Below are 25,740 nucleotides of genomic sequence, written 5' to 3'. Positions count from 1 at the left end.
GAAACGCTGTTTCGTCGATGGTACTGAGTGAGTGATTGCTTGGGAGAGTAGAGCGACGCGGGGGGTTTTTTGTTTTTGTGCCACCCGTAAGGTGGGCGTGAATGGGGTGTCAGAGCGGTTTTTCAGGTCTTGACCTGGGAAAAGAGTTCTGGTATTGTGTTTGACGCTGAAGGAGTGCGGGTGTAGCTCAGTTGGTAGAGCGCGACCTTGCCAAGGTTGAGGTCACGAGTTCGAGTCTCGTTACCCGCTCCAGAAATACAAAGGCCTGATCGAAAGATCGGGTCTTTTTTTATGCCATTGCGCCAATGCAACTGTAGCGATGATTAGATAAAATGGTGAGATGGGCGGACCTGCTGTGGAAATTCTTCTTCAAAAAGCTTTGACACCTCAACAAAAAGATATGATTCATGCATTATGCTCACTATCAAGTGTATTTATTAAACGCAAGGATGATGACTTATCATTCAATATTTCTAAGGCAGATTTTATTGTAGATCTGGAAATTAAGAATAGATTGCTAAAAGAGATTGAAGTTTATAGTCCACCACCTCTATTAATTTCTTTTACGGAAATGCTTTATGCATCAGAAGATCAGGAGATCATAAATATAGAAACCTGGATGGGGCTTCGCCCAGAAAATAAGTTTCAGGTAGGTGCCATGTCAAATGGATTGGCTTCTCATTTGGCTGTTGGAGCCTTGGCAGCATTTTTGGCTAGATCTTTGCATGGTCTCATTGACTTTGGTGGTGTTCTCAATGGAGCAGACTGGAGTGTGTACGAATACCTTCAAGGAAAAAACCTGTCTTTTCAAGAAAACATTGCCCTTTATGACAGGTATTTTGATGGTCATGCAGGCCGTTTGTGGGCCATTCCCTATGAAACTGCCTCTGAGGAAACGTGGTTCAGCCATTATGGGGATGCTGATTTCCTGGAGTGGTGGTTGAAACACCCAGAATTCCGGATGGTGAAGTGAGCCCATGGGCATTCACTTTCAGGTGCTGGGCCAGATGGGCATGGACAATGCCTTGCTGGTCAAATTGGAAAACTACCGCAAGCTGGAGCGTTTGCTGTTTGATTGCGGAGATGGAACCCTGACTGGTCTGCCTTATTCAGACATTCTGGGGGTGGACCACCTGTTCTTTTCGCATTTGCATGTGGACCATGTTTCGGGGTTTGATGCTTACTTCCGGGCAAATTTCAACCGGACCAGCAAGGAGAACCACATCTGGGGACCACCTGAAACTGCAAAAATCATGCAGCACCGCTTTCAGGGGTACATGTGGAACCTGGCAGAGCAGTACAGCACCATCTGGCAGGTGCATGAGGTGTTTCCAGAGCACATCCAGACCTACCGTTTTGACACTGCAGAAGGGTTCAGGATCACCCATGATCTGGGCCAGAGGAAACACAGTGGGGTGATTCTGGATGAGGAGCAGTACCAGGTGAAGGCCATCACCCTGGACCACCAGACCCCCTGCCTGGGGTTTGCAGTGCAGGAGAAAGCCAAAACCCGCATTGATGTTGCGAAGCTGCCAGGGCTGGGTCTGCAGCCTGGAAAGTGGATGGAACACCTGAAGGATTTCCATTTTGAGGAAAAGACCCTGGAAGTGGATGGGCAAGTCCATGAGACGGCTGACCTCAGGGAGAAGTTGCTGGTGGGACATCCCAGAGGAGGCGTGGCTTACCTGACCGACTTTTTGCTGACCAAAGAAACCAGAGAGGCTTTGCAGGTGTTTTTAAAAGGCATGGACATCCTGATTTGTGAAGGGCAGTACATGCAAGAGGATCTGGATCGGGCACAACGCAATTTTCACCTGACCAGCCAGCAGGCAGCACAAATTGCCCTTGAGTGTGGAATCAAAAAACTGCTGCTGATGCATGTCTCCAAACGGTATGACCTTGCAGAATGGCAAAAGCTCTTGATGGAGGCCCGTCGGGTTTTTGTCAATACGGATTTTCCCGAACACTGGCCACATATGGACTAAAATCAGGGCATGCAACTGCAGAACATGCGGGCCTACCACCGACTGGAACGCCTGACCGAAGTTCCCATGCTGGTGCTGGCCATCGTTTATTTGCTTTTTGAAATTTTGCCGCAGGCGGTTCGGCTTCCTGCCGAAACCGTGCGCCTGATTGAGGGCCTGGAGTGGTTCATCTGGGCGCTTTTTGCGCTGGAGCTGCTGGCCAAGCTGTATTTGTACCCCAGACGCCTGCATTTTCTGACCACCCATTGGGCCGATGTGCTGATTGTGGTGATGCCTTTCCTGCGGCCCCTCAGGCTGCTGAAGATTGTGCTGATGCTGTACCGCACCTGGAAGCGCTCAAAGCGGCTGTTCAGGCAAAGGGCCATCAACTTTGTGGGCCTGATGGGGGTGCTGGTGGTGGTGCTCAGTTCGGCCCTGGTGCTGGCTTTTGAACGGGGTCAGGGCGGTTCAATCAACTCCTATCAGGATGCTTTGTGGTGGGCGGTCACCACCATCACCACTGTGGGTTATGGAGACAAGTTTCCTGTCACACCTGCGGGCAGAGGGGTGGCCATTTTTCTGATGTTCACAGGCATCACGCTGTTTGGGTTGCTGACCGCCAGCGTGGCCGCTTTCTTTGTGGAAGAAGAACACCAGCCGCAGGACCAGGAACTGCAAGAGCGGCTGGAGCGGCTGGAGAATCATGTGCTGGAACTCAAAACCCTTTTAAAAGAACAGCAGGAACCCAAACAGGTGCAAGAGAAAGCTTAAGGCTTGAAAATCTGGGTGGGCTTTCCGTCCAGACTGACGGTGTTTTTCTGCTCCCAGTAAGCGTGGATTTGCTCAGGGGTTTTCTTTTCTGCCCATGCGTTGAGTTCTTCCCGTTCTTCCTGGTAATCAAAGAAAGGAACGGCCATGCCACAGGAGGTCTGGACCAGTTCCACATCCACTTCAAACACCTGACGGGTGCCTGGGAAGTCCGGGAAGAGGGCTGTTTTTGCAGTCCATTCAGGGTCGTAAGCATGGTATACCCTGGCTTTGCCGTAAAGTCTGAGGATCATGGGGGGTCCTTCAAAGGCACAGAACATCAGGGTCATGCGCTGGTTTTCCAGCACGTGGGCGGCAGATTCGTTGCCACTTCCAGTGACGTTCAGCCAGGCCACCCGGTTGGGTCCCAGCACCCGCAGGGAATCCATGCCTTTGGGGGAGAGGTTCACGTGGCCTTCTGCGCCAGCGGTGCCCACGAAATAGATGTTCTGTTTCTCGATGAATTCATGCAGGATCGGGGTGATGCTTTCCAGTCTTTTGCCCATGAAGCCATCATACGCAGCCTCTACACTGGGGTTTGAAATGAAATCCAGAATTCGTTTGTGGTCTGCCCTCTTTCTGGGGCTGGTGTTTTTGGGGATCATCAGCCTGCCTGTTTCAGATGCCATCGTGAAGAATGCTGCCAGAGACAGCCTGTATGACGATGCTTCCCAGACTCCACACCGCAAGGTGGGTCTTTTGCTGGGCACCTCCAAATTTGTGGGAAAGCAGATCAATTTGTTTTACCAGTACCGTCTGGAAGCAGCAGCCCTGCTCTACAAGAACCAGAAAATTGATTTTGTGCTGGTCACCGGAGACAACTCAACGGTGTATTACGATGAGCCCACCACCATGAAAAACGACCTGGTGAAACTGGGCATTCCTGCAGACCACATCGTGCTGGATTATGCGGGGTTTCGCACGCTGGATTCGGTGGTGCGGGCCAGCAAGGTGTTTGGGCAGGAGGCGTTCACGGTGATCTCCCAGAAGTTTCACAACGAACGGGCCGTGTATCTGGCGCAGGCCAGGGGTCTGGATGCCATTGGGTTCAATGCCCAGGATGTGGGTGGATATGGGGGCATGAAGGTGTTGCTGAGAGAGCAATTTGCACGTCTGGCGGCCATTCTGGATGTCAAAGTGCTGAACACCCAGCCGAAATTTCTGGGTGAAAAAATTCCGATTGGGGAGAAATAAAGGGCTGCTGCATCACTTGTGGTTGAGTCGGGTGTAATCCACCTTGGCGTTGTGCCTGCGGTCCAGCGGAATTTTTGCAATGCTGCGAATGTCGTCCAGAGAAGCCCATTCAAGCATTTTTTTGAGGCCTGAGAGGTCTTCTGGGTCTTTCCATTGCACCCACAGCACCCGTTTGCCGTCCTGAGCAGTGAGGGCAGCCCGTTTGACTGCGGTGTGGTGCTGGGCAGCGACCTCCACACTGAAAGGGTACAGGGTGCCTTTGCTGTCTTGCACCTTTGCAGAGCATCTTCCCAGCAGCCACAACCTGCCCTGCTGATCCAGGTACCCTGCATCTCCAGTGCGGTGCCAGGTGGTGCCTGTTTCATCCATCCATTTGGTTTCTTTGTTGCCTGCAGGGTCCAGGTAGCTTTTTAAAACATGGCCTCCAGTGACCACAATTTCTCCGGTTCGCAGGGAAGGCAAAGCTGCTGCCTCAAATGCCTGACGGGTCTGGTAGGGAAAAAGTTGACCGTGCTGGTCTGGCAGGATTTTCAGCTGGATTTCCTCAACGGGAAGCCCTGCCAGCAGTCCTTTTCCGGTGCGCATCTGTGCAAAATCTGCCTCTTTGATTTCAGCGTAAGCCTGTTCTGCGATGGGTTCGGCTTCGGTGGAACCGTAAACGCTGTACACTTCTGCCTGGGACTGCTTTGTGAACAGTTCCAGTTGATAGGGGAACACAGGGGCACCTCCCACATAAATGCGTTTGAAAGGCAGCATTCCGTTTTCGGCCAGACGTTCCACAAAAGCTGGAGAAGCAGCCACAGTTAAAGCTGGGTGGCTGTTCAGTTGCTTCAAGACGGGTTCTGGATCAATGAAGCCAGGTCGGGCCAGCTTTGCATCCGGGATCAGGGCGGTGCCTCCAGCAGCCAGCACAGTCAAAGTGACCACGGCCAGGGTGCAGAGGTGAGTGCCGTCTGGTTCCAGTTGCAGGGTGTGTTGCAGGGCCTGATTCTGGGCCAGCAAAAAGGCATGGGAACGGGATGCTGCTTTGGGTCTGGCCGTGCTCCCCGAAGTGAAAGTGATCAGGGCAGGTGCGTCTGCTGGAAGATCCAGGGCAGCCACAGCATCAACCTTCTGCTGGATCCATGGGGTTGTGAACGGCAACCAGCCAGAAGTCACCAGATGCTTTCTCACCTGCCGCAATTCTGGGCTGAGCAAACGCAGCAGGTGGGCTTTTGGGATGCCCACAAAAACCTCTGGCTGGGTTGCTTTTGCCCCGTGCCTGAAGTTGGCTGTGCCTGCTCCTGGGTCCACAATCACGGCCACGGCCCCCAGTTTCCAGAGGGCGGCCAGGGTGGCATAAAGCTCCGGGCCAATGGGAATGAGCACCAGCACACGGGTGCTTTGCTGCACGCCCAATTTTCGCAGCTGTACGGCCATGCTGTCTGACATTTGCTCCAGTTGAAGGTAGGTGGTGGTTCCCTGGCGGGTGATCAGGGCAGGCCTGTCCGGGGTGTTGTGGGCATGCTGGGAGAGAATCAGGCTCAAATTCATGGCTGGTTTCAGTCTAAAAGAGTCTGCACTGAAAATCAGGCCGCTGGGCCACAACCCAAAAGAACAAACAGCCAGAAGGTTTTCTTCCGGCTGCTGGAACAAAGTTGTATGGCCTCTGAAGGGATCAGAGCTTGCGGATGGCGTAGGCGTTATTCAAGCTGCTGCCGCACCCGGAACTGGTGAACCTGGAGGTGATGGTCCATCCAGAGGGCACCATGGAGTAGCTGGAGCACACGGGAGAAATGCTGGTGAATTTTGCGGTGTTGGAAATGCTGTAGCTGATGGGGCTGCGGTTGGGTGCACTGCAGGCAGAGCTGAAGTTGTTCACCGAGGTGACCACCCACCCACTGGGGGGCTGGGTGACGGTGGCGCACATGGCGCTGAGGGTGCTCAGTCCAGCGGTGTTCTGGATGGTGTAGGCGGTGTTGCTGACGCTGCTGGTGCTGCTGCATCCAGAGCTGCTGAAGATGCTGGTGGCCACCCATCCACTGGGGGGGAAAGAGTAGGCTCCGCACACGGGGGTGAGGGAGGTCAGATTAGCGGTGTTTTCGATGGTGTAGGTGTTGTTGCCGAAGTTGCTGCCGCAGCTGCCAGAGTAGTAGGCGCGGGTGACCACCCAGCCCGAGGGAACCAGGTTGTTGCTGCACAGGGTGGTGCCCTGGGGTTGAGGGGTCAGGGCGGTGGCGAGGTCTTGAGGGGGGGCGACTTTGTTGCAGCCGATCATCAGCAGGCCCAGTGCGGCAAACATCCAGTGTTTCATCTTGAACATCCTTTCGATTGTGCGAATATCTGCGTCAGCATATATCCGTTACAAAATCTGAACAATAAGGGGAACGCCCCATTTCTGATTTCCAGAAATACTGATAAATTGGTGGGTTTCTTCAGGCAGGTTTCAGGTGTAAGGGCAAAACCCCTTGGTTTCCAGGGGCTTTACCCTTCACAATGGGAGCATGCATGCAGAGGCACTGGACGCATTGAAAGCCCATTTTTTAGCACAGGTGAGTGTGGCCCCCAGCATTCTGGAATCCCACTCCAGAGATGAATCCTATCCAGAAACCCACCTCCCAGACGTGGTGGTTTTTGCAGAATCCGAAGCAGATGTCCTGAAAGTGCTGGAAGTCGCCCGCACCTTTCAGATGCCCGTGGTGCCTTTTGCGGTGGGCAGCAGCATTGAAGGGCAGGTGCTCCCCGTTCAGGGCGGCATCAGCCTGGACCTCAGCCGCATGAACCGGGTGCTGCAGATCCAGCAGCATGACTTCTGTGCTGTGGTGCAACCCGGAGTGATTTATCCAGAACTGTCCCGACAGTCCAGACCCCACGGTCTCTTTTTCGCTGTGGATCCCGGAGCAGATGCCTCTCTGGGCGGCATGGCTTCCACCAATGCTTCAGGGACAGGGGCCGTCAAATACGGCACCATGCGCGATCAGGTGCTGGACATGCGGGTGGCCTTGCTGTCAGGCGAGGTGATCCATGTGGGATCTAAAGCCCGCAAAACCAGTGCTGGCTACGACCTCAAACACCTGTTCATCGGCGCGGAGGGAACGCTGGGGGTGATCACCGAACTGACGGTGAAATTGCATCCCCTGCCGGTGGCGGTGGCGGTGGCAAAAGTCACCTTTGACAGTGTGCAGGATGCTGTCAATTGTGCCGTGACCGTGATGGGAGCAGGATTGAACCCCGAGCGCATCGAGTTGGTGGATGCACGTGCTGTGCAGGCGGTCAACCAGTACAAGGGCACCACCCATCCGGAAACCCCCACCCTGTGGATTGAGCTTTCAGGCAGTGGAGAGGCCCTCCTCAGGGAAAACCTGGACATCCTGCGGGAATGCTGCATGGAATCTTGCGCCACCCGTTTCATTCTGGCCCGTGAAGAACCCGAACGCCGGGAACTCTGGGAGTCCCGCCATCACGCTTTCTATGCCCTCAAACGCCTGAATCCTGGCCATGAAACCCACACCACCGATCTGTGCGTGCCCATTTCCCAGCTGCCAGACGTGGTGTCTCACACGCAGGAATTGTGCCTGCAGCATGGTCTGGATGCCGTCCTGCTGGGGCATGTGGGAGACGGCAATTACCATGTGCTGTTTCATGGAGATGCCGCAGATGAAGCAACCTGGACCAGCATCCATCAGGTGTCTGACTTGATGGTGCAAAAAGCCCTGGAAGTGGGAGGCACCTGCACCGGAGAACATGGCATTGGACTCAGGAAAAGAAAATACCTGGAACAGGAACACGGAGATTTGATCCCCTACATGCGGGCCATCAAACAGGTGTTTGACCCCCACAACCTGCTCAATCCAGGCAAGATTTTCTGATCAAGCTCAGGGGGAAGGAACACAGAGGTCTGCAAGCCGAAGATGTGGATTCGTCAGACTGGGGTCCAGCCGTTCCAGTGCCCTCAGCGCTGCAGGATACTGCTGTTTGCTGGCCTCTTTGAGCCAGAGGTAAGCCTGAGCAGGATCTTCCTTTTCCAGTTCCAGGGCAAGCTGGGTCTGGGCATTCACCAGACCTGAGCAGGAAGCAGCTTTCAGCCACCTGCGGGCCTTTGCTGCATCTTGCCGGACGGTTTTCCCGGTGCGGTAACGCTGGTACAGGTTGTACTGGGCGGTGACACTGCCATTTCTGGCCGCTTTGAACAGCCAGTACAGCGAGTTGGCAGGCAAACCCAGCAGTTCATACTGCATGGCAAGCTGAAACTGGGCACTGGCTTTGCCCTGACCTGCAGCTTCACGCAGTTCAGAGAGGGACTGGGCCTGCACATTGCTGAGCAAGCCCAGCAACAAGCACAAAACCTTGGTTCTGGCTGTCATGGCAGCGCTGTTGTGCCCAGCAATTCACGCAGGAAAGCAGCGGAATGGCGCACATCCTCAGGACCGCCACTGATTTCCAGACACACGGTGCCTGAGAAATCCTGCAGGTGCTTCTGGTGGTTCTGCCAGTTGATTTTGCCCCGACCCAGTGCAAAATGGTCGTCCTGAAGGCCCAGGTTGTCCTGCAAATGCAGGTGGGTGATGTGCGGCAGCGTCCAGTAATCGGCAATCTGCTCCTCGCCCCCCTCAATCAGCGCATGGCCCACATCCAGACACACCCCGAACCCTGCGTACTGGCTCATCTCCTGCAGTTCCTCTTTGCCTTGCAGGAACTCCAGGGGGTTGATGTGGGTGTTTTCCAGCGTGACCGGAATGCCAGGGCTTTTCAGCACCTCCAGGCTTCTGAGCAGTTGCCCTCTGGCAGCCTGCAAGATCAGGGGATGGCGCTCAGGGATGCGGCCTCCATGCAAAACGCTGTTCAGCGCTTCCACACTGGATGTGTACTCAAACGCCTGCTGCATGCGCTCCACAGAGACTTTGCGCACCCCCTCAAACAGGGAAGCCAGATTGAGTTCCAGATAAGGCAAATGCACCGTGACCCCCACGCCTGTGGCGGCTTTCAGTTCCTTCACCTTTTGCACCGGTTGACTGCTGGGCAGGATCTCCTGTAGGTCGTAAGCGAGCTCTACAAAATCCAGTTGCAACTCCACAGCAAGCCTGAACGCTTCATCCAGATCCAGAATGTTGGCACTGATCGGGGTGTAACCGACTTTCATGTTTTTGGGCATGGTTCCTCAGGATAACAGGAGTGGAGAGGGCCGGGAGCCAAGGGCTGCGGGCCGAGGGCAAATCAAAAAGCTTTTGCATCAGCTTTAAAACCTGATGTTTTGCCAGAACTGTTGCATTTTATGCTCTCGGCACTCGGCATCTTTTACTTGCTGCTCAATGCCTTCCGTTGCGCTTCTTCCAGTGCTGCTCTGGGAGCCACATTGCCTTTGGTGGCTTTTTCGATGGCTTCTTCCAGATAGGTGCGCCACAGGGTGTAGGCGGGCACTTTGGGGCGGGACACGGATTCATCGAGCTGGTTGTAGGCGGTCTTGCGGTAGGGGTTTTCGCCGTAGAAGTCTTTCAGCAGGGGCAACACACTCTTTCTGGGCGTGAGGTAATAGCTGAATTCAATCCACTTTTTGAGGTTCTGGGGTTCCATCAGGAATTTCCAGAATTCAAAAGCCCCTTCCTGCTCTTTGCGGGAAGCCCCTTTGAGGACCACCAGTTGTGCCCCCCCCAGTGGAACCGCGCATTTTTTGTCGCAGGGCATGGGGGCCACACCCAGCTTGAAGGCCACGCTGTAAGGCAGGATGTCCGGGTAGTTGGCGCTGGAAGCCACCACCATGAAGTTCTTGGTGCGCACAAAATCCAGAATGGCCACCTGGGTTTCCCCAAGGTTTCTGGGGGTGGCGGTTTTGTTTCTGACCATTCTGGAGAGCTGTTCCAGGGCGTCAATCACTTCCGGGCTGGTGAAGTTGGGTTTGCCATCTCCGGTGACCACGTTGCCGCCTCTGGAGAGCACCATCTGTTCAAACTGCCAGGATTCCGCCATCACCATGAAGCCTCTGGAGGCCCGGTTGGTGAGTTTTTTGGAGACTTCTTCCAGCTCGTCCCAGGTTTTGGGGGGTTTGATGTTGCGAGATTCCAGAGCGGTGGCGTTGTAGTACAGCACAGGGGTGGAGACGTTCCAGGGCAGGCCCACCCGTTTGCCGTTCACCTCACCGTAGTTCCACACGCTGCTGTAGAAATCCCTGGTGAATTTGTCGTCCAGGGTTTTCTCGAAGGAGCTCAGGTCTGCCAGCGAACCGTCTGCGGCCAGTTTGGAGAAGAAGCTGATCTCGGCCTGGAAGATGGTGGGGGCGTTGTCTGAGCGCAGGGCAGCGATCAATTTGGTTTCGGAGGTGCGGTAATCCCCGGCCACTTCGGGCAGGATCTGAAATTCATTCTGGGATTTGTTGAAGGCATCGGCCAGGTCTTGCACCTGTTCTTTGCTGGCTTCCATGGAATGCCAGAATTTGATTTTCAGGGGGGCAGCCAGGGCAGTGGAAAGGGAAAGTGTGCCCAGCAGCCCGAGGGTCAGAAGAACAGCCTTGCTCATTTGAGACCTCCTTGGAAGGTTTTCACCACGTAACGTTCAAACACCCCGTACAGCAGGATGATGGGCAGGGAAGTGACCAGGGCCGCTGCCCCCAGCACCCCCCAGTTGTTGCTGGTGGCCCGCATCAGTTCGGAGAGGGCCACCTGGATGGTGGGGAAGTCCTGGCTGAGCACCACTTTGGGGTACAGCACCAGGTTCCAGTGCCCTGCGAAAGCCAGCACACTGGCTGCGGCCAGTTCGGGGAGCAGCAGGGGCAGCATGGTCTGGAACATGATGCGGCTCTCACTGGCTCCGTCCAGACGGGCCGCTTCCACGTACTCCCAGGGGATTTTCAGCATGCCCTGGTACAGCAGGAACACCATGAAAGGGCTGGCCATGAACGGAAAAATCAGGGCCAGAGGGGAATTCAGCAGGTGCAGTTTCTGCAACAGGCCATACAGCGGAACCAGCATCAGTTCGGCAGGAATGGCGAAGAAGAACAGGTACAGGCCCAGCAGTGGGGTTCCTGCCCGGATGGCGTAGGCCGCAGGCAGGGAAGTCAGGATCTGCAGGGTCACCACGATGCTGCTGGCCAGCAAACTGAACAGCAGGGGTTTCCAGAGGTTCACCTGACCCAGGGATTTGAAGTTTTCCAGGCTGAAACTGATCTTCAGAGGCTGACCGCTGTAAAACCCATCAGCAGACAGAAAGGCGCTGTAAAGCAGCCAGAGGAACGGGATCATGGTGAGCACCACGATGATTCCACTGAAAACGCGCCCGATCCTCATGAGGAGCCTTTCAGGCGTCTGGCCTGCCATGCGGCAAAGGTGAAGGTGATGATCAGGACCAGCACACTGATGGCTGCAGCGTAGCCCAGACGGTAACGTTCAAAGGCCGTTTCGTACAGGTAGTAGCCAATCACGCGGGTGCTGCCGAATGGACCGCCACGGGTCAGCAGGAACACCGCTGTATAAGACTGCAGGGCGTACAGCGAACCCACCACCCCCAGAAACACCACGCTGGGCCTGAGCAGGGGAATGATGATGTGGCGTTTGATCTGGCTCTCCTGTGCCCCATCCACCCGTGCAGCCTCAATGACCTCATGGGGGATGCTTTTTAGGCCTGCAGAGAACACCAGAATGCCGTAGCCCAGGTTCTGCCACACGGTGAAAAGGGCAATCAGCAGCAACGCGGCCCAGCCCTGGTCTCCCCAGGGCAGGGACAGCGATCCCTGGCTGAGTTCGCTGAGCACCCCATAGTCCGGGGAGAACAGCACATACCAGGAAATCGCACTGGCGGCCACTGTGACCAGTCCAGGCATGAACATCAGGGCCTTGACCAGCCGTTCCAGTTTGGTGCCATCAATCTCCACAGCCACCAGGATGGAAAGCCCCATGAACAGCGGCAGGGTGATCAGGGCAAACACCAGGGTGGTCAGCAGGCTATGGCCAAAATCTGCATCTGTAAAGAGGCTGAGGTAATTTTTGATGCCCACAAAAGTCCCATCGTCCGTGCCGCCCCAGTCCAGGGTGCTGAACTGGATCACCTGCAACAGGGGATAACCCACAAAAACCAGCATGGAAAGCACGCTGGGCAGCACCCCCCACCATCCTGCACGAAGTTTCAAGCGACGCTTGTGGGCCATGGGAGGACTAGAAACCAAATCTTGCACTGACGGTAAAGGTGTTGTTCCTGAAAGCCAGATCCACAGAACTGCTGTTTTCCATGTCGAAGTAATACCTCAGGCCAGCGTGGTACCCCAGCTGAAAGCCGCCCGAGCCAAAACCAGGATAAAGCCCAGCGTTTACGGTGAATTCGGTGAAGTCAAAAGACACCAGGGGTCCCATGTGCACGCCCCAGGCGTCCGTGCCTGCATTGACATCTGCCCTGAAGGCAACAGCCATGGGTGGATCCACACCCAGAGAAGGGAAGAGCAGGGCTTTGGCTGCAAATTCGCCGCCAAATTTCTGGGTCAGGAAGTTGTATCTGAAAGAGCTTTCCAGGCCCACATCCACCGGAACATCCAGGGTGAGGGGGTATTCCACACCCACAGAAGCTGTGGAGGGGTAGGCATATCCGAATTCAAAGGCTTTTTCAACGTAAGCGCTGGGGCTGGCCGCAGCCACACCACCAAGGGCCATCAGTACAGTGAGGGTTCGTTTCATGATCAACTCCGTCTGAGTCTAACGGTTTTCTGTTCACCGTTTGGTCAAGAATATCATGCACAATTCCGGCTGGATGAGTTGATCTTGTGGTTCAGCAGGGCAAAGCAACGCCTGAGGGGGTTGTTCTTGAGGCGGGAGCCGTCAGCGATCAGCCGTTGGCGATCAGCAAAAAGCCTCTGAAAAGTTTGCAGGGTAAAGGGCTTTAAGGAGGGGGCAACAAAAGCAATTGCAATGTTGTGCGGACTTGCACCTGGGATGATGTTGCCTCCAGCCTGCCTGTCAGTGGGTCGAGCACCCGACCTTCCCAAGGCAATTTCAGGGTCTGTGGGATGCCCCAGAAAGCCATGACTGTTTGCTGATCGTTCTGCCAGGCATAAGCTTGCAACTGTTCTGAGACAGGCAAAGGAGAGGAGGTGGCTTCAAAGTCTCCCTTCAGGACATGCAGAAAATGCTTCAGTGCTGTAAAAGCAGGCTTTGGTTTTCCAGAAGTGTTCAGCAAACCATAAAATTGATCCCTGCTGGAGGCCCTGGCATCCAGATCGGTCAGGGTGAACAGGTAAATGCGTTCAAAACCTGCCTCTGCAGACAGCACAATGCGTTTGAGCAGGAAATCTGCCTGCTGCTCTGGGGTGATTAGGGGTTGTTCCTCCACAGGTCCAGGATAGGTGGACCAGCCAAACTCTGTGGCCCATACGGTTTTGTTCTGGTTTTGCAGGGCTGCGTTCACTGTTTTGCTGCGGTTCAGGAAAAAATGGGGATCCGTGCTGTAGGCGGTCAGGCCTTCCGGGGTGAAAGTGTAGGGGTGGTAAGCCACCGTTTTGATGTCTTTCAAAAAGCCCTGATCCTGCAATTTTTGCAGCAGGAAAGAACCATCTGGCAGCTCACTCCAGTACGCAAACCCGGCGGTCATCACCTCGGTGTTCAGGTTTTTGAGGGCCTGAACGCTGGTCTGCAGGAGTTTTCCATAGCCCTGGACCAGATCTGCAGCACCTGTTTTCCAGGAAGAGGGCAAATTGGGTTCGTTCCACACCTGCCAGTGTTTGACCTCGGGATAGCGCAGGGCCAGCTTTTTCAGGAACCGAGCGTAATCTGCTGGATCTCTGGGAGGGGACTGGTCCGGGAAAGGGTCTCCTGCAGGGCCACTGCTGGAAAAAGCAGCCGATCCAGTCAGAAACAGCAGGGGATCCAGACCGTGCAATTTTGCTTGCTGCATGACCGGGTCCAGACAGTGCTGCAAAATGGTTTCTGCACCCTGCACAGGCTCCAGAAGGTTCCAGTGCAAGTCCATCCTGAAGTTTTTGAGGCCCAGTTCCTGCATTTTTTCCATCAATTGATCCACCTGATGTTCAGGAGACGCCAGGGGATTCTCCGGGCAATTCTGAAACCACAGAAACTGGGCATTCACCCCCAGAAAATCCCTGAAATTCAGCTGTTTTGCAGGAGCGTTCTGGGCCTGACAGGAAGCCAGCAGCAGGATGGGAAGCAAAAAAGAGAGGCGGGTCACACCAGAAGTCTGGCACAAAATCCCTCTGGGTTTGTCTGAATTTGTATGTAATGTCCGTCCCACAGTAGTAAAAGAAAACCTTACGCCGATTGCCTTAAGCCGTAGGCATGATGACCTACACCCTATTGTGTATGGCCTCTCAATCCTTTAACCTCAAATCAAGATTCGTAGTCTGCCCATAAAAAGGCCTGCCCGCACAAGGGTTGCCCGTAAACAGGAGGGATGCAAATGGCTAAAGTCCAATTACTCACCCAACCAAATAACCGAGGTCAATAAGACCTTTGCGTGCGCGTTCGTGGCCCAACCGGGACCACGCCTGACGTCCCGTAAAGGAGACCCAGGAAAGAACGCGCCGGACACGAACCGACATACCCATGTGTATTTCGCCCCCGGCTTCCACCGAGGGGCGTTTTCTTTTTTCACCGGAGGGCACAATGCTGACGCTGGACCGCAAGGACACCCCATCCATGATTGACACCACCCAGACCGCCATTTTCGTCAAAAACCTCAAAATGAGTTTTTCCAAACGGGTGGGTGGCAGTTTGCTGCGACCAAAAATCGAACATTTTCCAGCAGTGGATGACATCAGTTTCGAGGTCCAGCGTGGCGAGATCTACGGGATCCTGGGGCCCAACGGAAGCGGCAAAAGCACCCTGATTCGCGCCATCTCCACCCTGCTGATCCCGGATTCTGGAGCAGTCAAAATCTTCGGGCTGGACATCAAAAAAGATGAATCGAAAATTCGCAAGATGCTCAACCGTGTTTCGGTAGACGCGGCCTTCTACAAGAAGCTCAGCCCCAGAGAAAACCTCCTTTACAGTGCGGGCCTTTACGGCCTCCCACAGAAAGAAGCCGAACAAAAAAGCTTAGACATTCTCAAACGTCTGGGTTTGCGGGAAAAAGCCTTCTATGAGCCCCTTGAGGAGATGTCCCGGGGCATGCAGCAGAAAGTGGCCATCGCCAGAGCCTTCCTCGCCTCGCCGATTGTGGTGCTGCTGGATGAACCCACCACCGGACTGGACCCCAAAAGTCGGCGAGATGTGCAGGAATTCGTGCTGGAACTGCGGGATGTGCATGATGCCACCATCATCCTCACCACCCACGACATGCCCGAAGCCGAACGACTCTGTGACCGCATCGCTTTCATTCACAACGGGAAATTTGTGGCAGAAGGCACCGCAGAAGAACTGATTTCAAAAGTGGGACCCGGCAAGACCCTGGAAGATGCCTTCATCGAACTGACCGGAGATGAACTGAATTCCGAGGAAGAACAGTGAGAACGGCCACCCCGGAGGACGCACCCCACATTGCGCACCTCATGGACCTCAGCCGAGATGGATGGACCGGGTACACACCGGTCAAGGTCAAAGAACTTGAGCACAGCCTCACCACGGGTGAATTACAGGTGTACGTGCTGGAAGACTCCGCACTGCTGGAGTGCTACCACCGCGAAAATGCAACGCAGATCATTTGCATGTACCCCTACTGTCACCCCCAGGCCCCAAAAAGCATGGAGGACGACTTGATCGCTTTTGCAAAACAACAATCCAATGCACGGCACATCCCGCTGGAGATCAGTGTGCCTCACACCCGCGAGCGTGAGATTCAGAAATTGATTGCCCAGGGGTACGTGCACTCCCGCACCTTCTACCGCATGTTCCTGCAAGGGGAAGTGCTGCACAAAATGACTGCTCCCGAACTGCCCGCAGGATGGAGTTTCAGAACCGTCAAGGCTGCAGAATTCCTGAACCTGCACAACAATGCTTTCAGAACCCACTACGGCTTCTCTGCCATGACCCTGAAAACCGTGGAAGGCTGGTACAGCGAACCCGATTTTGATCCTGAAGACTGGCAGGCCCTGTTCGTGCACGGCAAGCCCGTGGCCTACTTCTCCATTGGCAAACAGGAAGATGGCGGCCATGTGTACCTGCTGGGCACCATCCAGGAAATGCAGGGCAAGGGTTACGGCCGCACTGCCCTGAGGCAGGCCTGCCACCTGCTGAAACAGCGTGGCGTGGACCGCATCCAGCTGGGTGTGGACACCGGCAACGAGCACGCGCTGGAGTTCTACAAGCGCATCGGGTTTGAAGTGGCTTACGCCAATTTGCGCTACCGCTACGAACCCAAAACCCTCACCCTTTAAGCAAGACCGGGCGCATCCTGAGGTGCGCCCTTTTTCATGGAGTCATGGAGGCCCCCAATGCACAACACCCTCAAACCTGCCACAGGCATTCTGAAAGAACTCAGGGCGGCCTGGGCCTTTGTTTTCCGGGACTGGAACCTGACCCGCAGGTACGCCTCCTGGGTGCTGGTGTTCACGGTCTACGACGTGGTGAATGCCGCCACCATCATGATGATCGGGATTGCGGCCAACAACCCCAGGCTGACCCTCACCCTGATTCTGGGGGCCGTGATGTGGTCTTTCCTGTCCCGCCTGTTCGGAGAGATTGCCCAGAGCATCGCCTACGAGCGCTGGGAAGGCACCATCGAATACACCTTCATGGCCCCGGTGCACCGCCTGACCCACCTGATTGGGGTGTCTCTGTTTGCAGGGGTGTATGCCCTGATTCGCTGCATCATCGTGTTCGGGGTTTTGATTCTGCTGACCAGCGTGGATGCCAGCTTTGTGAGCCTCTTGCAGTGTCTGGTGGTGATGCTGGTCGCCTCGATGGGCTTCATGGGTCTGGGCCTGATCTGCGCGGTCTTCCCTGTGATGAGCACCGAAAACGGAGCACAGGCCACCAACATCGTACAGGCCGTCTTTTTGCTGATTTCGGGGGTTTATGCCCCCATCAGTGTGTTGCCTGCGTGGCTGCAACCTGTGGCCGCCCTCAGTCCTGCCACCTACGCCCTGAATGCCTGCAGAAAGATCCTGGGCATTGACCACAACGGAGACAAAATCCTGGAAGGGGTCAACCTGGGAGGCGTGCTGCCTGAACTCGGGATTCTGGTGTTGTTCGGGGTGGTGACCATTCCTCTGGGCCTGTTCGTGTTCAGCAAGGCTGAAACCTGGGCGAAACGGACCGGGAAACTGAAGCGGGTGGGGTAAAGATCCCAAAAGAAATGAAAAAGAGCGCTTTTGGCGCTCTTTTTCATTTCTTCCACCCCCAGTTGGCCACCGATGCAGCCACCACCTGCGAGCCCATCAGGGTCAGGATGGCCCCGGTCCAGCCGAAGTGGGTGAACATGTGACCCACCAGCAGTGTTGAGAAGGCCCCTCCTCCGTAATAGCAGAGGTTGTAAAGTCCTGAGGCCAGTGAGCGGGCGTAGGTGGCGTTGGCCGCCACGTAACTGGTGGCAGCAGCCTGGGCCACGAACACCCCCGAGGAGGCCAGCACCAGACCCAGCAGGATGGTGTAAAGGCTGGGGGTGAGGGTCAGGACCATGCCCAGGCTGGAAGCGCACATGGCGAGGGTGAGGGCTTTGCTGTTGCCCAGCTTTGAGATCCATTTGCCAGAGAGGGGGGTGATCACCATGCCAATCAGGTACACCGTGAACAGAAAGCCCAGGGTGGTGGGACCCAGGTGGTAAGGGGCAGCAGACAGGTGGTAATTCACGTAGGTGAAAAGTCCAGTCAAAGAAAACAGGGTGAAGAACCCCACGGTGTTGGCTGTGATCAGTTTCGGGTTGCTGAGGTGGCCCTTGATGGATTTCAGGGCATCTCCCAGTTTGCGTTGAGGAATGAATTTTCTGGACTGGGGCAGCAGGAAATAACACAGCAGGGCTCCAGCAAGATTCAGCCCTCCCAGCACCCAGAACGAAGCATGCCAGCTTGCCTGTTCCGTGACGATGCCCGAAACCAGCCTTCCCAGAAAGCCTCCCAGGACAGAGCCTGAAACATAGGCGGCCAGCATGTGGGAGATGCGGTCTTTTGGGAATTCCTCGCTGACGTAGGCCATGCTGACCACGGTGATGCCAGGAATGATCAGGCCCTGCAGGAAGCGCCAGAAGACCAGTTCCTGCAAACTGCCTGCAAAGCCCGCCATCAGGGTGGGAATGGCCAGCAAAATCAGGGTGGCAATCAGAACCCTTTTGCGTCCCACGGCGTCTGCAATCAGGCCCATGATGGGAGACATCAGGGCCATGGCCAGGGTTGTTGCCCCGATGGTGGCCCCAGTGGCCACGGCACTGGCGTGAAATTCCCTGGACAGTTCAGGCAGGATGGACTGGGTGCTGTACACGCACATGAACACACAGGTGCCCAGAAAACCGAGGATGAAGCGGGAAGCCAGACGGGTTTCGGTGTGGGAGGTGTTGGAGGTGCTGGGGCGGGTCAGCAAGGTCATGGAAAACTCCTCAAACAGAGAAGGCGCTCCGGGTGGTTCACACCTGGAATCTGGGGGAAAAGGATTTGCTGGATGTGGAAATCCTGGTGGATTTCCTGATACAGAACAGTGTAGTCCTCAGTCCAGCTGCAATGCCAATACATTTTTGAGTGGACTTTGATTCTCAAAACGACTTAAGCTGAGGTCATGGAACTCCGGCACCTGCGGTACTTTGTGGCCGTGGCAGAAGAAAAGCATTTTGGACGCGCAGCAGAACGCCTGTTCATCACGCAGCCCCCACTCAGCCAGCAAATCCGGCATCTGGAAGAGGAACTGGGGATCAAGCTGTTGAAACGGACCACCCAGAAAGTCGAACTGACTGAAGCAGGCAAGGTGTTTCTGGAGGAGGCCCGCATCACGCTGGAGCACGCAGACCGGGCCATCAGTGCAGCCAGAAGGGTGGGGCGCAGTGAGGCCAGCAGGCTGGAACTGGCCTTCATTGCTTCTGTGGCTTCTGCCATCCTGACCCCACTGCTGGTGGCCTTCAAAAATGCCCACCCGGAGGTCAATGTCAACCTGGCGTTCATGCGAACCTCGGACCAGATTCCGGCCCTGCAGGAAGGCCAGATCGATGCGGGCTTTGTGCGTCTGCCTTTCAGCGGTCAGGGTCTGGTGCTGGAGGAGGTCGCCAGAGACCGCTTTGTGGCGTTGCTGCCTCCGCAACATCCTCTGGCTGCACAACAGAAAATCAATTTGCTGGACCTGAGAGATGCACCTTTCATCACCACAGAGCCTCAGGCCTCCCCGGATTTTCAGACTGGTTTGAGGGAGATATGCGCCCGGGTGGGTTTTGTGCCCCACATTGCCCAGGAAGCTGGGAACCTGCAGGCCGTGGTGACCCTGGTGGCAGCTGGAATGGGGGTCTCCCTGGTGCCAGAAGGGGTGGCAGAAACGGCCCCTCCAGAAACCCACATCCGTGAAATCGACATGGAGCCCACCTGGTCCAGCATGGCCATTGCATACCGCAGGGACAACAGAAGCAAGACCCTTTCCCAGTTTCTGGCTGTGCTGCACCAGCAACTGGAAAAATAGGGTTTGTGAACTGTATCCTGAAACACCAAATTCACTGCATAAACATTCGCAGAGCATGAGGCGCTGAAAAAACAGAAATTCCTCCTGAAGCGATGCTGACAGGAGGAAAAACTTCAGATGTGCAGGAAATCAGTGGCGAAGCACCCGACGGGCACCCACATAGGTGCTGCGGTAGTAAGCCTCACCGATGCTGCTGACGATCACGCCGGTTCTGGGGGTGCTGGCATGGATGAATTGCCCGTTGCCGAGGTACATGCCCACGTGGGAAATGCCGCGGCCACCTGCAGCGAAGAACACCAGATCGCCTTCCATCAGGTTGGCTTTGGACACCGGGGTGCCGTAGTTGTACTGGGCTGCGCTGGAGTGGGGGAGGTTCACACCCATCTGCTTCATCACCGTCATGGTGAAACCAGAGCAGTCGATGCCTCTTCTGGAAACGCCGCCGTAGACGTAAGGAACGCCACGCCAGCTGGCTGCAATCACCCGCACCTGGCTGCTTCTCTGGGCAGTCTGGGATTTGGCGGGGGTGGCTGCGGGGGCTTTGCTGGTGGAAGATCCACCCAGCTGGAGCTTCTGACCAATTGCAAGGGTGGAGCTGGACAGTTTGTTCAGCTTGACCAGGGTGTCGATGGAGACTTTGGTTTTGCGGGAGATGCTGCTGAGGGTATCTCCAGATTTCACTGTGTAGCTGGCAGCCTGTGCCACACTGAGACAGCAAAGGAAGATGAAAAGCAGGACTTTCCTCATTGCCTAGAATTCTAACATCTGTGATAAATTTCTCCATTTACTCTTTTATGAGAGCCAAATTCAGGCTTTCAGAACGGCAGACTGAAGTCACGATGAGAAACTGAAGGTAGACTGAGTTCAGGATTTCTCAGGGCCATCTCATTGTTTTTTCATTAAATGACTTCGTTGACACCCCCAAAAGGCTGTTTTTATAATGGGAGTGTCATGACCATTTCAAGGACCATCCCCGCCCACAGTGTTTGTGACGCGGGTTTTTTTCGCGGCATGACGGAAAGGTAGGCAACCAGTGAAGACACTGATGAGCACTGAAGAGATCAGCAGAGGCCTCAAGCACTACCGCCGCATCGCCAAACAAGACGTGCTGCGCGCCCCGGAAACCCCCAATCCAGACGCCTTCCGGGTTCATGCCGAGTCCCGCCGAGAAATCTACAGTGCCCTGAGTGACTGTGCTGCTGCTGGTTCCAGTGAAGATGTGATCAACCGTGCACTGGATTATTACCGTCAGCTTCCTTTTGTGACCGGCACCAAAGAAGGGGAATTCCCCGAGATCAAAGGCAAAGAAAACGCCCTGGAGAACTTCTTTTTGATGATTGGGCTGGACCCCAAAGTCCGTCGTGAAGCCCGCAAGGACCGCAAATCCCTGCAAGATTTTCTGACTGGAAAATAAAACAAGAAGCCCATTTGCTGTGTGCATGTGCAGGAGAGGAAACCCTCCTGCTTTTTTTGTGGGGTTTCGGTCAACGGCTTCGCCTGCCGAGGGCTCAGGGCCGAGGGCAACTGTATGGCTTTTGCAAAGGCAGACAGTTGTTGACAAATTGTTTCAACATAAGCACATCCTTCTCTCGGCTCTCGGCTCTCGGCTCTCGGCTCTCGGCTCTCGGCTCTCGGCTCTGTCTTGGCCCCACTACGCGCTCACGTGGCGGCACGTTTCGCGCTGGGCCGCCGGCCCTCGGCAGCAAAGCCGCTGGCCTTCTGCGGAGCGCAGCTCCTGTCGTAAAATGTCCCCCATCATGGACCGTGCAGCAGAACTCTTCCGACACCAGCAGGCTGCAGAAGTCTGCAAATCCTGCAGGCTCTGCGAAACCCGCACAAAGGTGGTTTATGGCGAAGGCAACCCCCACAGCGATGTGATGTTCATCGGGGAAGGTCCAGGAAGGGACGAGGACATCTCAGGACGGCCTTTTGTGGGACAGGCGGGTCAACTGCTGGACCAGATCATCGGGGCGGTGCAGCTTCCCAGGGAATCGGTTTACATTGCCAACATGGTCAAATGCCGCCCACCCCAGAACCGCAACCCTGAACCCGACGAGGTGGCCGCCTGCAAACAGTGGCTGGACCAGCAGCTTTCCATCGTCCAGCCCAAAGTGATGGTGACGCTGGGGAATGTGCCCACCCAGTTTCTTTTGAACACCCGCCAGGGCATCACCCGCACCAGAGGCAACTGGTACGAATTCAGGCACGAGAGTGGGTTCAAAGCCCGCCTGATGCCCATTTACCACCCGGCATTTCTGCTGCGCAATCCCACCAGGCAAGTCGGAGGCCCCAAGAGCCTGACCTGGAAGGACATCAAGGAAGTCAAGGCTGTGCTGGACAGAATCCGTCAGGGAGAACAGCAGGTTGCTGGGCAGGTGCAGGAAGAGGACCAGGGCAGGTTGTTCTGATCAGTACATCCCCACCGTCGGGGTCAGCCAGACCTGTCCTGTGCCCTCAAACACCGTCACCAGACCCTCTCCAGACTGGGCAGAGGCCAGTATGCCCTTGCTGGATTTCTGAACCGTCATGCGCACTCCTGCAGTGCGGGCAATGGCGAAGTTCCCATCCACCACCAGCTTTTCGTTGTTCAGCTCTGCAACCATGATTTCGGGTTCTGGGACCGGGGTGTAGAGGGCCACAATGCCGCTTCCCTTGATCAGGGTCTGAAACATGCCTTCGCCAGAGAGGGCATTGCCCAGAATGGAATCGGGGCGTTTGATGCTGAACTGCAAATTGCCTGCCCCGGCCACAAAAATGCCCCGGTCAATGATGATGTCCTCGGAAAGCTCCAGCAGCAGGTAATTCTTCCAGGTGGGCTCCAGAAAAATGGTGCCGCTTCCGGTGTATTCGGTCTTGAAGACGGTCTCTCCGGTGAGGGCTGCGCTGACGGCCCGTTGCAGGAATCCTCCCACGCCACCCCCGGATTCCACTTTCAGTTCGATGTTGCCTTTCATGTACTGCAGTTGGCCCGGTTCGGCCAGCAGTTTCCCGCCAGAGAGGGTGGCCCGCAGGGTCCTGAGTTTGATGCCCTGTTTCTCGCGGTAGTACATCTCGCTGGCAGACTGGGGGTTTCCCAGCAGTTTCTGGTATTCCATCACTTCCAGCACACAACCCTGGGTTTCTTTGCGTCGGATGGACAACATGTGTTCTGTCTGCATGTTCCTTCATACGTTACCCACCCAAAAGATGTTCCCTGAGAGGATATAATTCTCCTCGTATGCCAAATGCTGATTTTGTGGGACTGGTCCAGAGCCTCCTCTCCACCGCTGAAGGGGCGATGGGAGAATTCAGCCCGGTGCACCACCGGGTGCAGAACGATGGCCTCGCCAGGGACCGGGCCAGGAAGACCGTGGAAAGCAGCCTGAGACTCCTGATCATGCTGCAGGAAAAATCCCGTGGAAACCTGGATTTCACCGAAAGCGACATCCTGTCCCATGCCATCCAGGTGGTCCGGGAATACCACCAGCAGTTCGAGGCCTGAATGCGCATCGTGGTTCAGCGTGTCAAACATGCCTCTGTCACGGTGGAGGGGGAAATCTCAGGGTCCATCGGGCAGGGGTTTCTGCTGCTGGTGGGTGTGTCCCATGAAGACACCCTGCAAGACGCCGAATTCATGGCCTCCAAAATTGCCAAACTGCGCGTTTTCAATGACCAGGACGGCAAAATGAACCTTTCGCTGGATCAGGTGGGAGGTCAGGTGCTCTCGGTCAGCCAGTTCACCCTGTTTGCAGACTGGCGCAAGGGAAACCGTCCTTCTTTCATCCGCGCTGCCAAACCCGAGCATGCAAAAGCCCTCTGGGAAGAATTCAACCACTTCCTCAGAAAACAGGGCTTTGAGGTGCAGACGGGCATCTTTGCGGCAGACATGAAAGTCGAACTCTTCAACGATGGGCCAGTGACCCTGATCCTCGATTCCAAGGAGAACGCGTGAAGTTTCAGATCAAAACCCTGCTCATCACCCTGAGTTTGCTTGGCCTCGCCCAGGCCGGAGATTACACCGTCAAATCAGGAGACACCCTCTCCAGAATCGCTCAGCAGTTTGGGATCACGGTGCAGGACCTCAAAAGTGCCAACAACCTGACCAGTGACATCATCCGCATCGGACAGGTGCTGGACATTCCGGGCCTGTCTGACACCGAAACCATCGAGGTGGGCAAGCTCTCTGTGACCCTGCCCAAAAAAGTCTGGGATGGTCAGGCCTTCAGTGTGCGCCTGAGGGGCGAAGATGCCGATAAAGCCATCGTGCGCTTCCTCAGTGAAGTCAGCGAAGATGTGCGTGAACCCGCCGAGTACCTGAAGTCCGTTGCAATCAAGGACAGAGAAGCCATTGTGCTGGGACGGGTGGTGCTGGGCAATGTGGGCAAAACCATCCAGATTGAAATTGCCCACGGCGAAAAAGTGAACACCCTGGAAATTCCGGTGACCGTCAAACAGGCCACCGTGCGCCCCCTCAACCTCTCGCCTGAAGTGGCCGCCAAGCTGAACCCCACCAACCAGTCCATCGAAGACAAAGTGCTGAACAAGGTTTATGCCATGCGCACCCCCCAGCAGTGGACCAAAGCCTTTCAGGACCCCGGCGTCAAGGCGGTCTCGGCTGGATTTGGCACCAAACGCATCTACAAACCGGGAGAGCCCGTCAAATACCACTACGGATCCGACTTCCCGGCCAAAACCGGCACCCCTGTCTACGCCGTCAATGATGGCACGGTGGTGGTGGCTGCCAAATACGAAATCCGGGGCAACCTGGTGGTGATTGACCACGGTCTGGGGGTGCAAAGCCTGTACTTCCACCAGTCCAAATTGCTGGTCAAGGTCGGAGACACCGTCCAAAAAGGCCAGAAGATTGGCGAGGTGGGCACCACAGGCCTCTCGACGGGACCTCACCTGCACTGGGAAATGCGGGTGCGCGGAGAAGCCACCAATCCGCAAGAGTGGGTGGGGAAAATTTACCCTTGATCCAGAAACTTCCTGGGGAATCTGGTCGTGGTACTTTAAACTCCAGACCATGAATCATCTGGATGTGTATGACATTGCCAACGGCTACGCCCAGGGGTATTTCCTGATGGCTGGAGAAGACGGAAAACTGGGATGGTACTCCTCTAAAGAGCGCACCCTGATTCCGCTGGACGAGCGTTTCCACATCCCAAAATCCCTGAGGCGTGCCCTCAACAGTGGCCGTTTTGAGGTCAGGATCGATGGGGATTTTGCGGGCACCGTGGCAGGATGCGCTGCCCGTGAGGAAACCTGGATTTCGGATGAACTGAAAGACATCTATTTCAAACTGAATGAAGTGGGTCTTGCCCACTCTTTTGAAACCTGGCATGAAGGCAAACTGGCAGGCGGCATTCTGGGCATCGTGCTGGGCGGGGCTTTCATCGGGGAAAGCATGTTTTTCCGGGTTCCAGAGGCCAGCAAGGTGGCGATGGTGCGTCTGGTGGAGCACCTGCAGGCAAAAAATTTCACCCTGTACGATGCCCAGCTGATGAATCCACACCTGGAGCGCTTCGGGGCCTACAACATCAAGTCAAAACAGTACCAGAAGTTGCTGGACCAGGCATTGCAACAAGATGTCCTTTTTGCAGACTGAGCTGCATGTTATGTTGACCTGACACGACAATTCATCCGGGAAAATTCGGGAGGCACAGCATGAAGGAACAGATTCTGAAAGAACTGACCGAGGTCATTCGCGAGACGTTTGAAGGGGGGTTGCCCGGACAGGGCACCCAGTACCTGGACCACCAGTCAGGCATTTACCCCACCATGGACAGCCTGACCGCACAGCAGGCCTCTTTTTCCTGGAATGGCATTCCCAGCATTGCCAGCCACATCCGGCACATGAAATTCCACCTTCAGGTGGTTGCGGAATGGCTGCAGGGCCAGCAGCACAAAAGGGACTGGCTGGCCAGTTTCCAGCCGTACACCGTCACGGAAGAAGAGTGGAAGCAGCTCAAAACCGACTTTGAAAACACCCGGCAAGCTTTCTTGGAAGAAGTGGGAAAACTGTCCGAAGAACAGTTTCAGGAGGACATGGGACACGGCGCTGTGGCCCACCTGGCTTACCATCTGGGGGCTGTGCGGCAACTGATGCATCTGGTGCCGAAGGAAGTGCAGGACGTGTAGAGAGCCGAGATACTGTAGTTGCGGAGGGAAGTCAAGGCAAGCCGTAAGCTGGATCAAAAGGCTTGCCTTGCTTCACCACCGCAAAAGCCACCTGCAAAATCTTCCTGGTCAGAGCACACAACGCCACCTTGGAGGGTTTCCCTCGCGCCTTCAACGCCCGA

At 55.5% G+C, this 25,740-nt stretch carries 29 protein-coding genes and 1 tRNA gene; 17 read left to right on the top strand and 13 right to left on the bottom strand.

All coding sequences use genetic code 11. The features are described 5' to 3' along the window. The first annotated feature begins 176 nt into the window (after positions 1-176). The 4 genes from IEY52_RS25180 (at position 177) to IEY52_RS25165 (ending at position 2,735) form a co-directional block, all read left to right on the top strand. Positions 177-252: transfer RNA gene (locus tag IEY52_RS25180), tRNA-Gly, on the top strand. 88 nt (positions 253-340) lie between these two features. Next, entirely contained in the window at positions 341-973 is a 633-nt protein-coding gene (locus tag IEY52_RS25175; protein ID WP_189008992.1) for a DUF6368 family protein, read from the top strand. A 4-nt stretch (positions 974-977) separates the two neighbouring features. Next, on the top strand, positions 978-1,985 hold the full coding sequence (locus IEY52_RS25170; RefSeq protein WP_189008989.1) for an MBL fold metallo-hydrolase: 1,008 nt from the start codon (positions 978-980) through the stop codon (positions 1,983-1,985). A 9-nt stretch (positions 1,986-1,994) separates the two neighbouring features. Next, positions 1,995-2,735, top strand: coding sequence for a potassium channel family protein (locus tag IEY52_RS25165; protein ID WP_189008986.1), 741 nt, complete (start codon positions 1,995-1,997; stop codon positions 2,733-2,735). On the opposite strand, the gene IEY52_RS25160 is transcribed toward IEY52_RS25165, so the two are convergent. Next, complete coding sequence (locus IEY52_RS25160) at positions 2,732-3,277, bottom strand: pyridoxamine 5'-phosphate oxidase family protein (RefSeq protein WP_189008983.1); 546 nt, start codon at positions 3,275-3,277, stop codon at positions 2,732-2,734. The genes IEY52_RS25165 and IEY52_RS25160 overlap by 4 nt on opposite strands. A gap of 37 nt (positions 3,278-3,314) precedes the next feature. On the opposite strand from IEY52_RS25160, the gene IEY52_RS25155 reads away from it, so the two are divergent. Further along, positions 3,315-3,965, top strand: a complete 651-nt coding sequence (locus IEY52_RS25155) for a SanA/YdcF family protein (protein ID WP_189008980.1) — start codon at positions 3,315-3,317, stop codon at positions 3,963-3,965. A gap of 12 nt (positions 3,966-3,977) precedes the next feature. Here the strand turns inward: IEY52_RS25155 and IEY52_RS25150 are convergent, their stop codons facing one another. Further along, positions 3,978-5,498, bottom strand: a complete 1,521-nt coding sequence (locus IEY52_RS25150) for an AMP-binding protein (protein ID WP_189008977.1) — start codon at positions 5,496-5,498, stop codon at positions 3,978-3,980. 124 nt (positions 5,499-5,622) lie between these two features. Continuing rightward, positions 5,623-6,258 (bottom strand): hypothetical protein, encoded by a 636-nt coding sequence (locus tag IEY52_RS25145; RefSeq protein WP_189008975.1) that lies wholly within the window; start codon positions 6,256-6,258, stop codon positions 5,623-5,625. A gap of 190 nt (positions 6,259-6,448) precedes the next feature. On the opposite strand from IEY52_RS25145, the gene IEY52_RS25140 reads away from it, so the two are divergent. Further along, positions 6,449-7,813, top strand: a complete 1,365-nt coding sequence (locus IEY52_RS25140) for an FAD-binding oxidoreductase (RefSeq protein ID WP_189008971.1) — start codon at positions 6,449-6,451, stop codon at positions 7,811-7,813. A gap of 6 nt (positions 7,814-7,819) precedes the next feature. Here IEY52_RS25140 and IEY52_RS25135 read toward each other — a convergent pair whose 3' ends face one another. The 7 genes from IEY52_RS25135 to IEY52_RS25105 all read right to left on the bottom strand — a co-directional run bounded on the left by IEY52_RS25135 (position 7,820) and on the right by IEY52_RS25105 (position 14,102). Next, positions 7,820-8,308 carry a tetratricopeptide repeat protein gene (locus IEY52_RS25135; protein WP_189008968.1) on the bottom strand — a complete coding sequence of 163 codons (489 nt, stop codon included), beginning with the start codon at positions 8,306-8,308 and terminating at the stop codon, positions 7,820-7,822. After that, positions 8,305-9,096, bottom strand: coding sequence for a sugar phosphate isomerase/epimerase family protein (locus tag IEY52_RS25130; RefSeq protein WP_189008964.1), 792 nt, complete (start codon positions 9,094-9,096; stop codon positions 8,305-8,307). The genes IEY52_RS25135 and IEY52_RS25130 overlap by 4 nt, the downstream gene beginning before the upstream one ends. A gap of 143 nt (positions 9,097-9,239) precedes the next feature. Continuing rightward, positions 9,240-10,454, bottom strand: coding sequence for an ABC transporter substrate-binding protein (locus IEY52_RS25125; RefSeq protein ID WP_189008962.1), 1,215 nt, complete (start codon positions 10,452-10,454; stop codon positions 9,240-9,242). Then, positions 10,451-11,176, bottom strand: coding sequence for a carbohydrate ABC transporter permease (locus tag IEY52_RS25120; protein WP_229684978.1), 726 nt, complete (start codon positions 11,174-11,176; stop codon positions 10,451-10,453). Before IEY52_RS25120 ends, IEY52_RS25125 begins: the two co-directional genes overlap by 4 nt. A gap of 41 nt (positions 11,177-11,217) precedes the next feature. Continuing rightward, the gene (locus IEY52_RS25115; protein WP_189008956.1) at positions 11,218-12,078 is read right to left on the bottom strand and encodes a carbohydrate ABC transporter permease; all 861 of its coding nucleotides are present in this window, start codon (positions 12,076-12,078) and stop codon (positions 11,218-11,220) included. Positions 12,079-12,085: 7 nt separating this feature from the next. Then, positions 12,086-12,598, bottom strand: a complete 513-nt coding sequence (locus IEY52_RS25110; RefSeq protein WP_189008953.1) for a hypothetical protein — start codon at positions 12,596-12,598, stop codon at positions 12,086-12,088. A 202-nt stretch (positions 12,599-12,800) separates the two neighbouring features. Further along, the gene (locus IEY52_RS25105; RefSeq protein WP_189008950.1) at positions 12,801-14,102 is read right to left on the bottom strand and encodes a glycoside hydrolase 5 family protein; all 1,302 of its coding nucleotides are present in this window, start codon (positions 14,100-14,102) and stop codon (positions 12,801-12,803) included. Positions 14,103-14,536: 434 nt separating this feature from the next. On the opposite strand from IEY52_RS25105, the gene IEY52_RS25100 reads away from it, so the two are divergent. Genes IEY52_RS25100 through IEY52_RS25090 form a run of 3 tightly spaced genes read left to right on the top strand, consistent with a single transcriptional unit; the run spans position 14,537 to position 17,151 of the window. Beyond that, positions 14,537-15,379 (top strand): ABC transporter ATP-binding protein, encoded by an 843-nt coding sequence (locus tag IEY52_RS25100; RefSeq protein WP_189008947.1) that lies wholly within the window; start codon positions 14,537-14,539, stop codon positions 15,377-15,379. A 41-nt stretch (positions 15,380-15,420) separates the two neighbouring features. After that, a complete protein-coding gene (locus IEY52_RS25095) occupies positions 15,421-16,245 on the top strand; it encodes a GNAT family N-acetyltransferase (RefSeq protein WP_189008944.1) in 825 nt (274 codons plus the stop codon). Between the two features lie 57 nt (positions 16,246-16,302). After that, positions 16,303-17,151 carry an ABC transporter permease gene (locus tag IEY52_RS25090; RefSeq protein ID WP_189008941.1) on the top strand — a complete coding sequence of 283 codons (849 nt, stop codon included), beginning with the start codon at positions 16,303-16,305 and terminating at the stop codon, positions 17,149-17,151. A 43-nt stretch (positions 17,152-17,194) separates the two neighbouring features. Here IEY52_RS25090 and IEY52_RS25085 read toward each other — a convergent pair whose 3' ends face one another. Continuing rightward, positions 17,195-18,388, bottom strand: a complete 1,194-nt coding sequence (locus IEY52_RS25085) for an MFS transporter (protein WP_189008938.1) — start codon at positions 18,386-18,388, stop codon at positions 17,195-17,197. 186 nt (positions 18,389-18,574) lie between these two features. On the opposite strand from IEY52_RS25085, the gene IEY52_RS25080 reads away from it, so the two are divergent. Further along, complete coding sequence (locus IEY52_RS25080) at positions 18,575-19,459, top strand: LysR substrate-binding domain-containing protein (protein ID WP_189008935.1); 885 nt, start codon at positions 18,575-18,577, stop codon at positions 19,457-19,459. Between the two features lie 129 nt (positions 19,460-19,588). Here the strand turns inward: IEY52_RS25080 and IEY52_RS25075 are convergent, their stop codons facing one another. Beyond that, positions 19,589-20,206 (bottom strand): C40 family peptidase, encoded by a 618-nt coding sequence (locus tag IEY52_RS25075; RefSeq protein WP_189008932.1) that lies wholly within the window; start codon positions 20,204-20,206, stop codon positions 19,589-19,591. A gap of 286 nt (positions 20,207-20,492) precedes the next feature. Here IEY52_RS25075 and IEY52_RS25070 point away from each other — a divergent pair, with 286 nt between their 5' ends. Both IEY52_RS25070 and IEY52_RS25065 read left to right on the top strand, forming a co-directional pair. Beyond that, the gene (locus tag IEY52_RS25070; RefSeq protein WP_229684976.1) at positions 20,493-20,873 is read left to right on the top strand and encodes a hypothetical protein; all 381 of its coding nucleotides are present in this window, start codon (positions 20,493-20,495) and stop codon (positions 20,871-20,873) included. 343 nt (positions 20,874-21,216) lie between these two features. Beyond that, on the top strand, positions 21,217-21,867 hold the full coding sequence (locus IEY52_RS25065) for a uracil-DNA glycosylase (RefSeq protein ID WP_189008927.1): 651 nt from the start codon (positions 21,217-21,219) through the stop codon (positions 21,865-21,867). Here IEY52_RS25065 and IEY52_RS25060 read toward each other — a convergent pair whose 3' ends face one another. After that, positions 21,868-22,602 (bottom strand): AIM24 family protein, encoded by a 735-nt coding sequence (locus IEY52_RS25060; protein WP_189008924.1) that lies wholly within the window; start codon positions 22,600-22,602, stop codon positions 21,868-21,870. It abuts the gene before it with no gap. Between the two features lie 74 nt (positions 22,603-22,676). On the opposite strand from IEY52_RS25060, the gene IEY52_RS25055 reads away from it, so the two are divergent. From IEY52_RS25055 to IEY52_RS25035, 5 genes are read left to right on the top strand one after another with little or no spacing between them, the layout of a single operon-like run. Further along, positions 22,677-22,940 (top strand): DUF1844 domain-containing protein, encoded by a 264-nt coding sequence (locus tag IEY52_RS25055; RefSeq protein ID WP_189008920.1) that lies wholly within the window; start codon positions 22,677-22,679, stop codon positions 22,938-22,940. After that, positions 22,941-23,390 carry a D-aminoacyl-tRNA deacylase gene (gene dtd / locus IEY52_RS25050; RefSeq protein WP_189008918.1) on the top strand — a complete coding sequence of 150 codons (450 nt, stop codon included), beginning with the start codon at positions 22,941-22,943 and terminating at the stop codon, positions 23,388-23,390. It begins immediately after the preceding gene. After that, entirely contained in the window at positions 23,387-24,415 is a 1,029-nt protein-coding gene (locus IEY52_RS25045) for a peptidoglycan DD-metalloendopeptidase family protein (protein WP_189008915.1), read from the top strand. Before dtd ends, IEY52_RS25045 begins: the two co-directional genes overlap by 4 nt. A 49-nt stretch (positions 24,416-24,464) precedes the next feature. Next, a complete protein-coding gene (gene aat / locus IEY52_RS25040) occupies positions 24,465-25,046 on the top strand; it encodes a leucyl/phenylalanyl-tRNA--protein transferase (RefSeq protein ID WP_189008912.1) in 582 nt (193 codons plus the stop codon). A 59-nt stretch (positions 25,047-25,105) separates the two neighbouring features. Further along, positions 25,106-25,579 carry a DinB family protein gene (locus IEY52_RS25035; protein WP_189008909.1) on the top strand — a complete coding sequence of 158 codons (474 nt, stop codon included), beginning with the start codon at positions 25,106-25,108 and terminating at the stop codon, positions 25,577-25,579. Positions 25,580-25,740: the final 161 nt, after the last annotated feature.

The sequence above is a fragment of the Deinococcus roseus genome (genome assembly GCF_014646895.1).
Taxonomy (GTDB): Bacteria; Deinococcota; Deinococci; order Deinococcales; family Deinococcaceae; genus Deinococcus_C; species Deinococcus_C roseus.
Note: the sequence above shows the minus strand (reverse complement) of the source record. Positions and strands in the feature narration are given on the sequence as shown.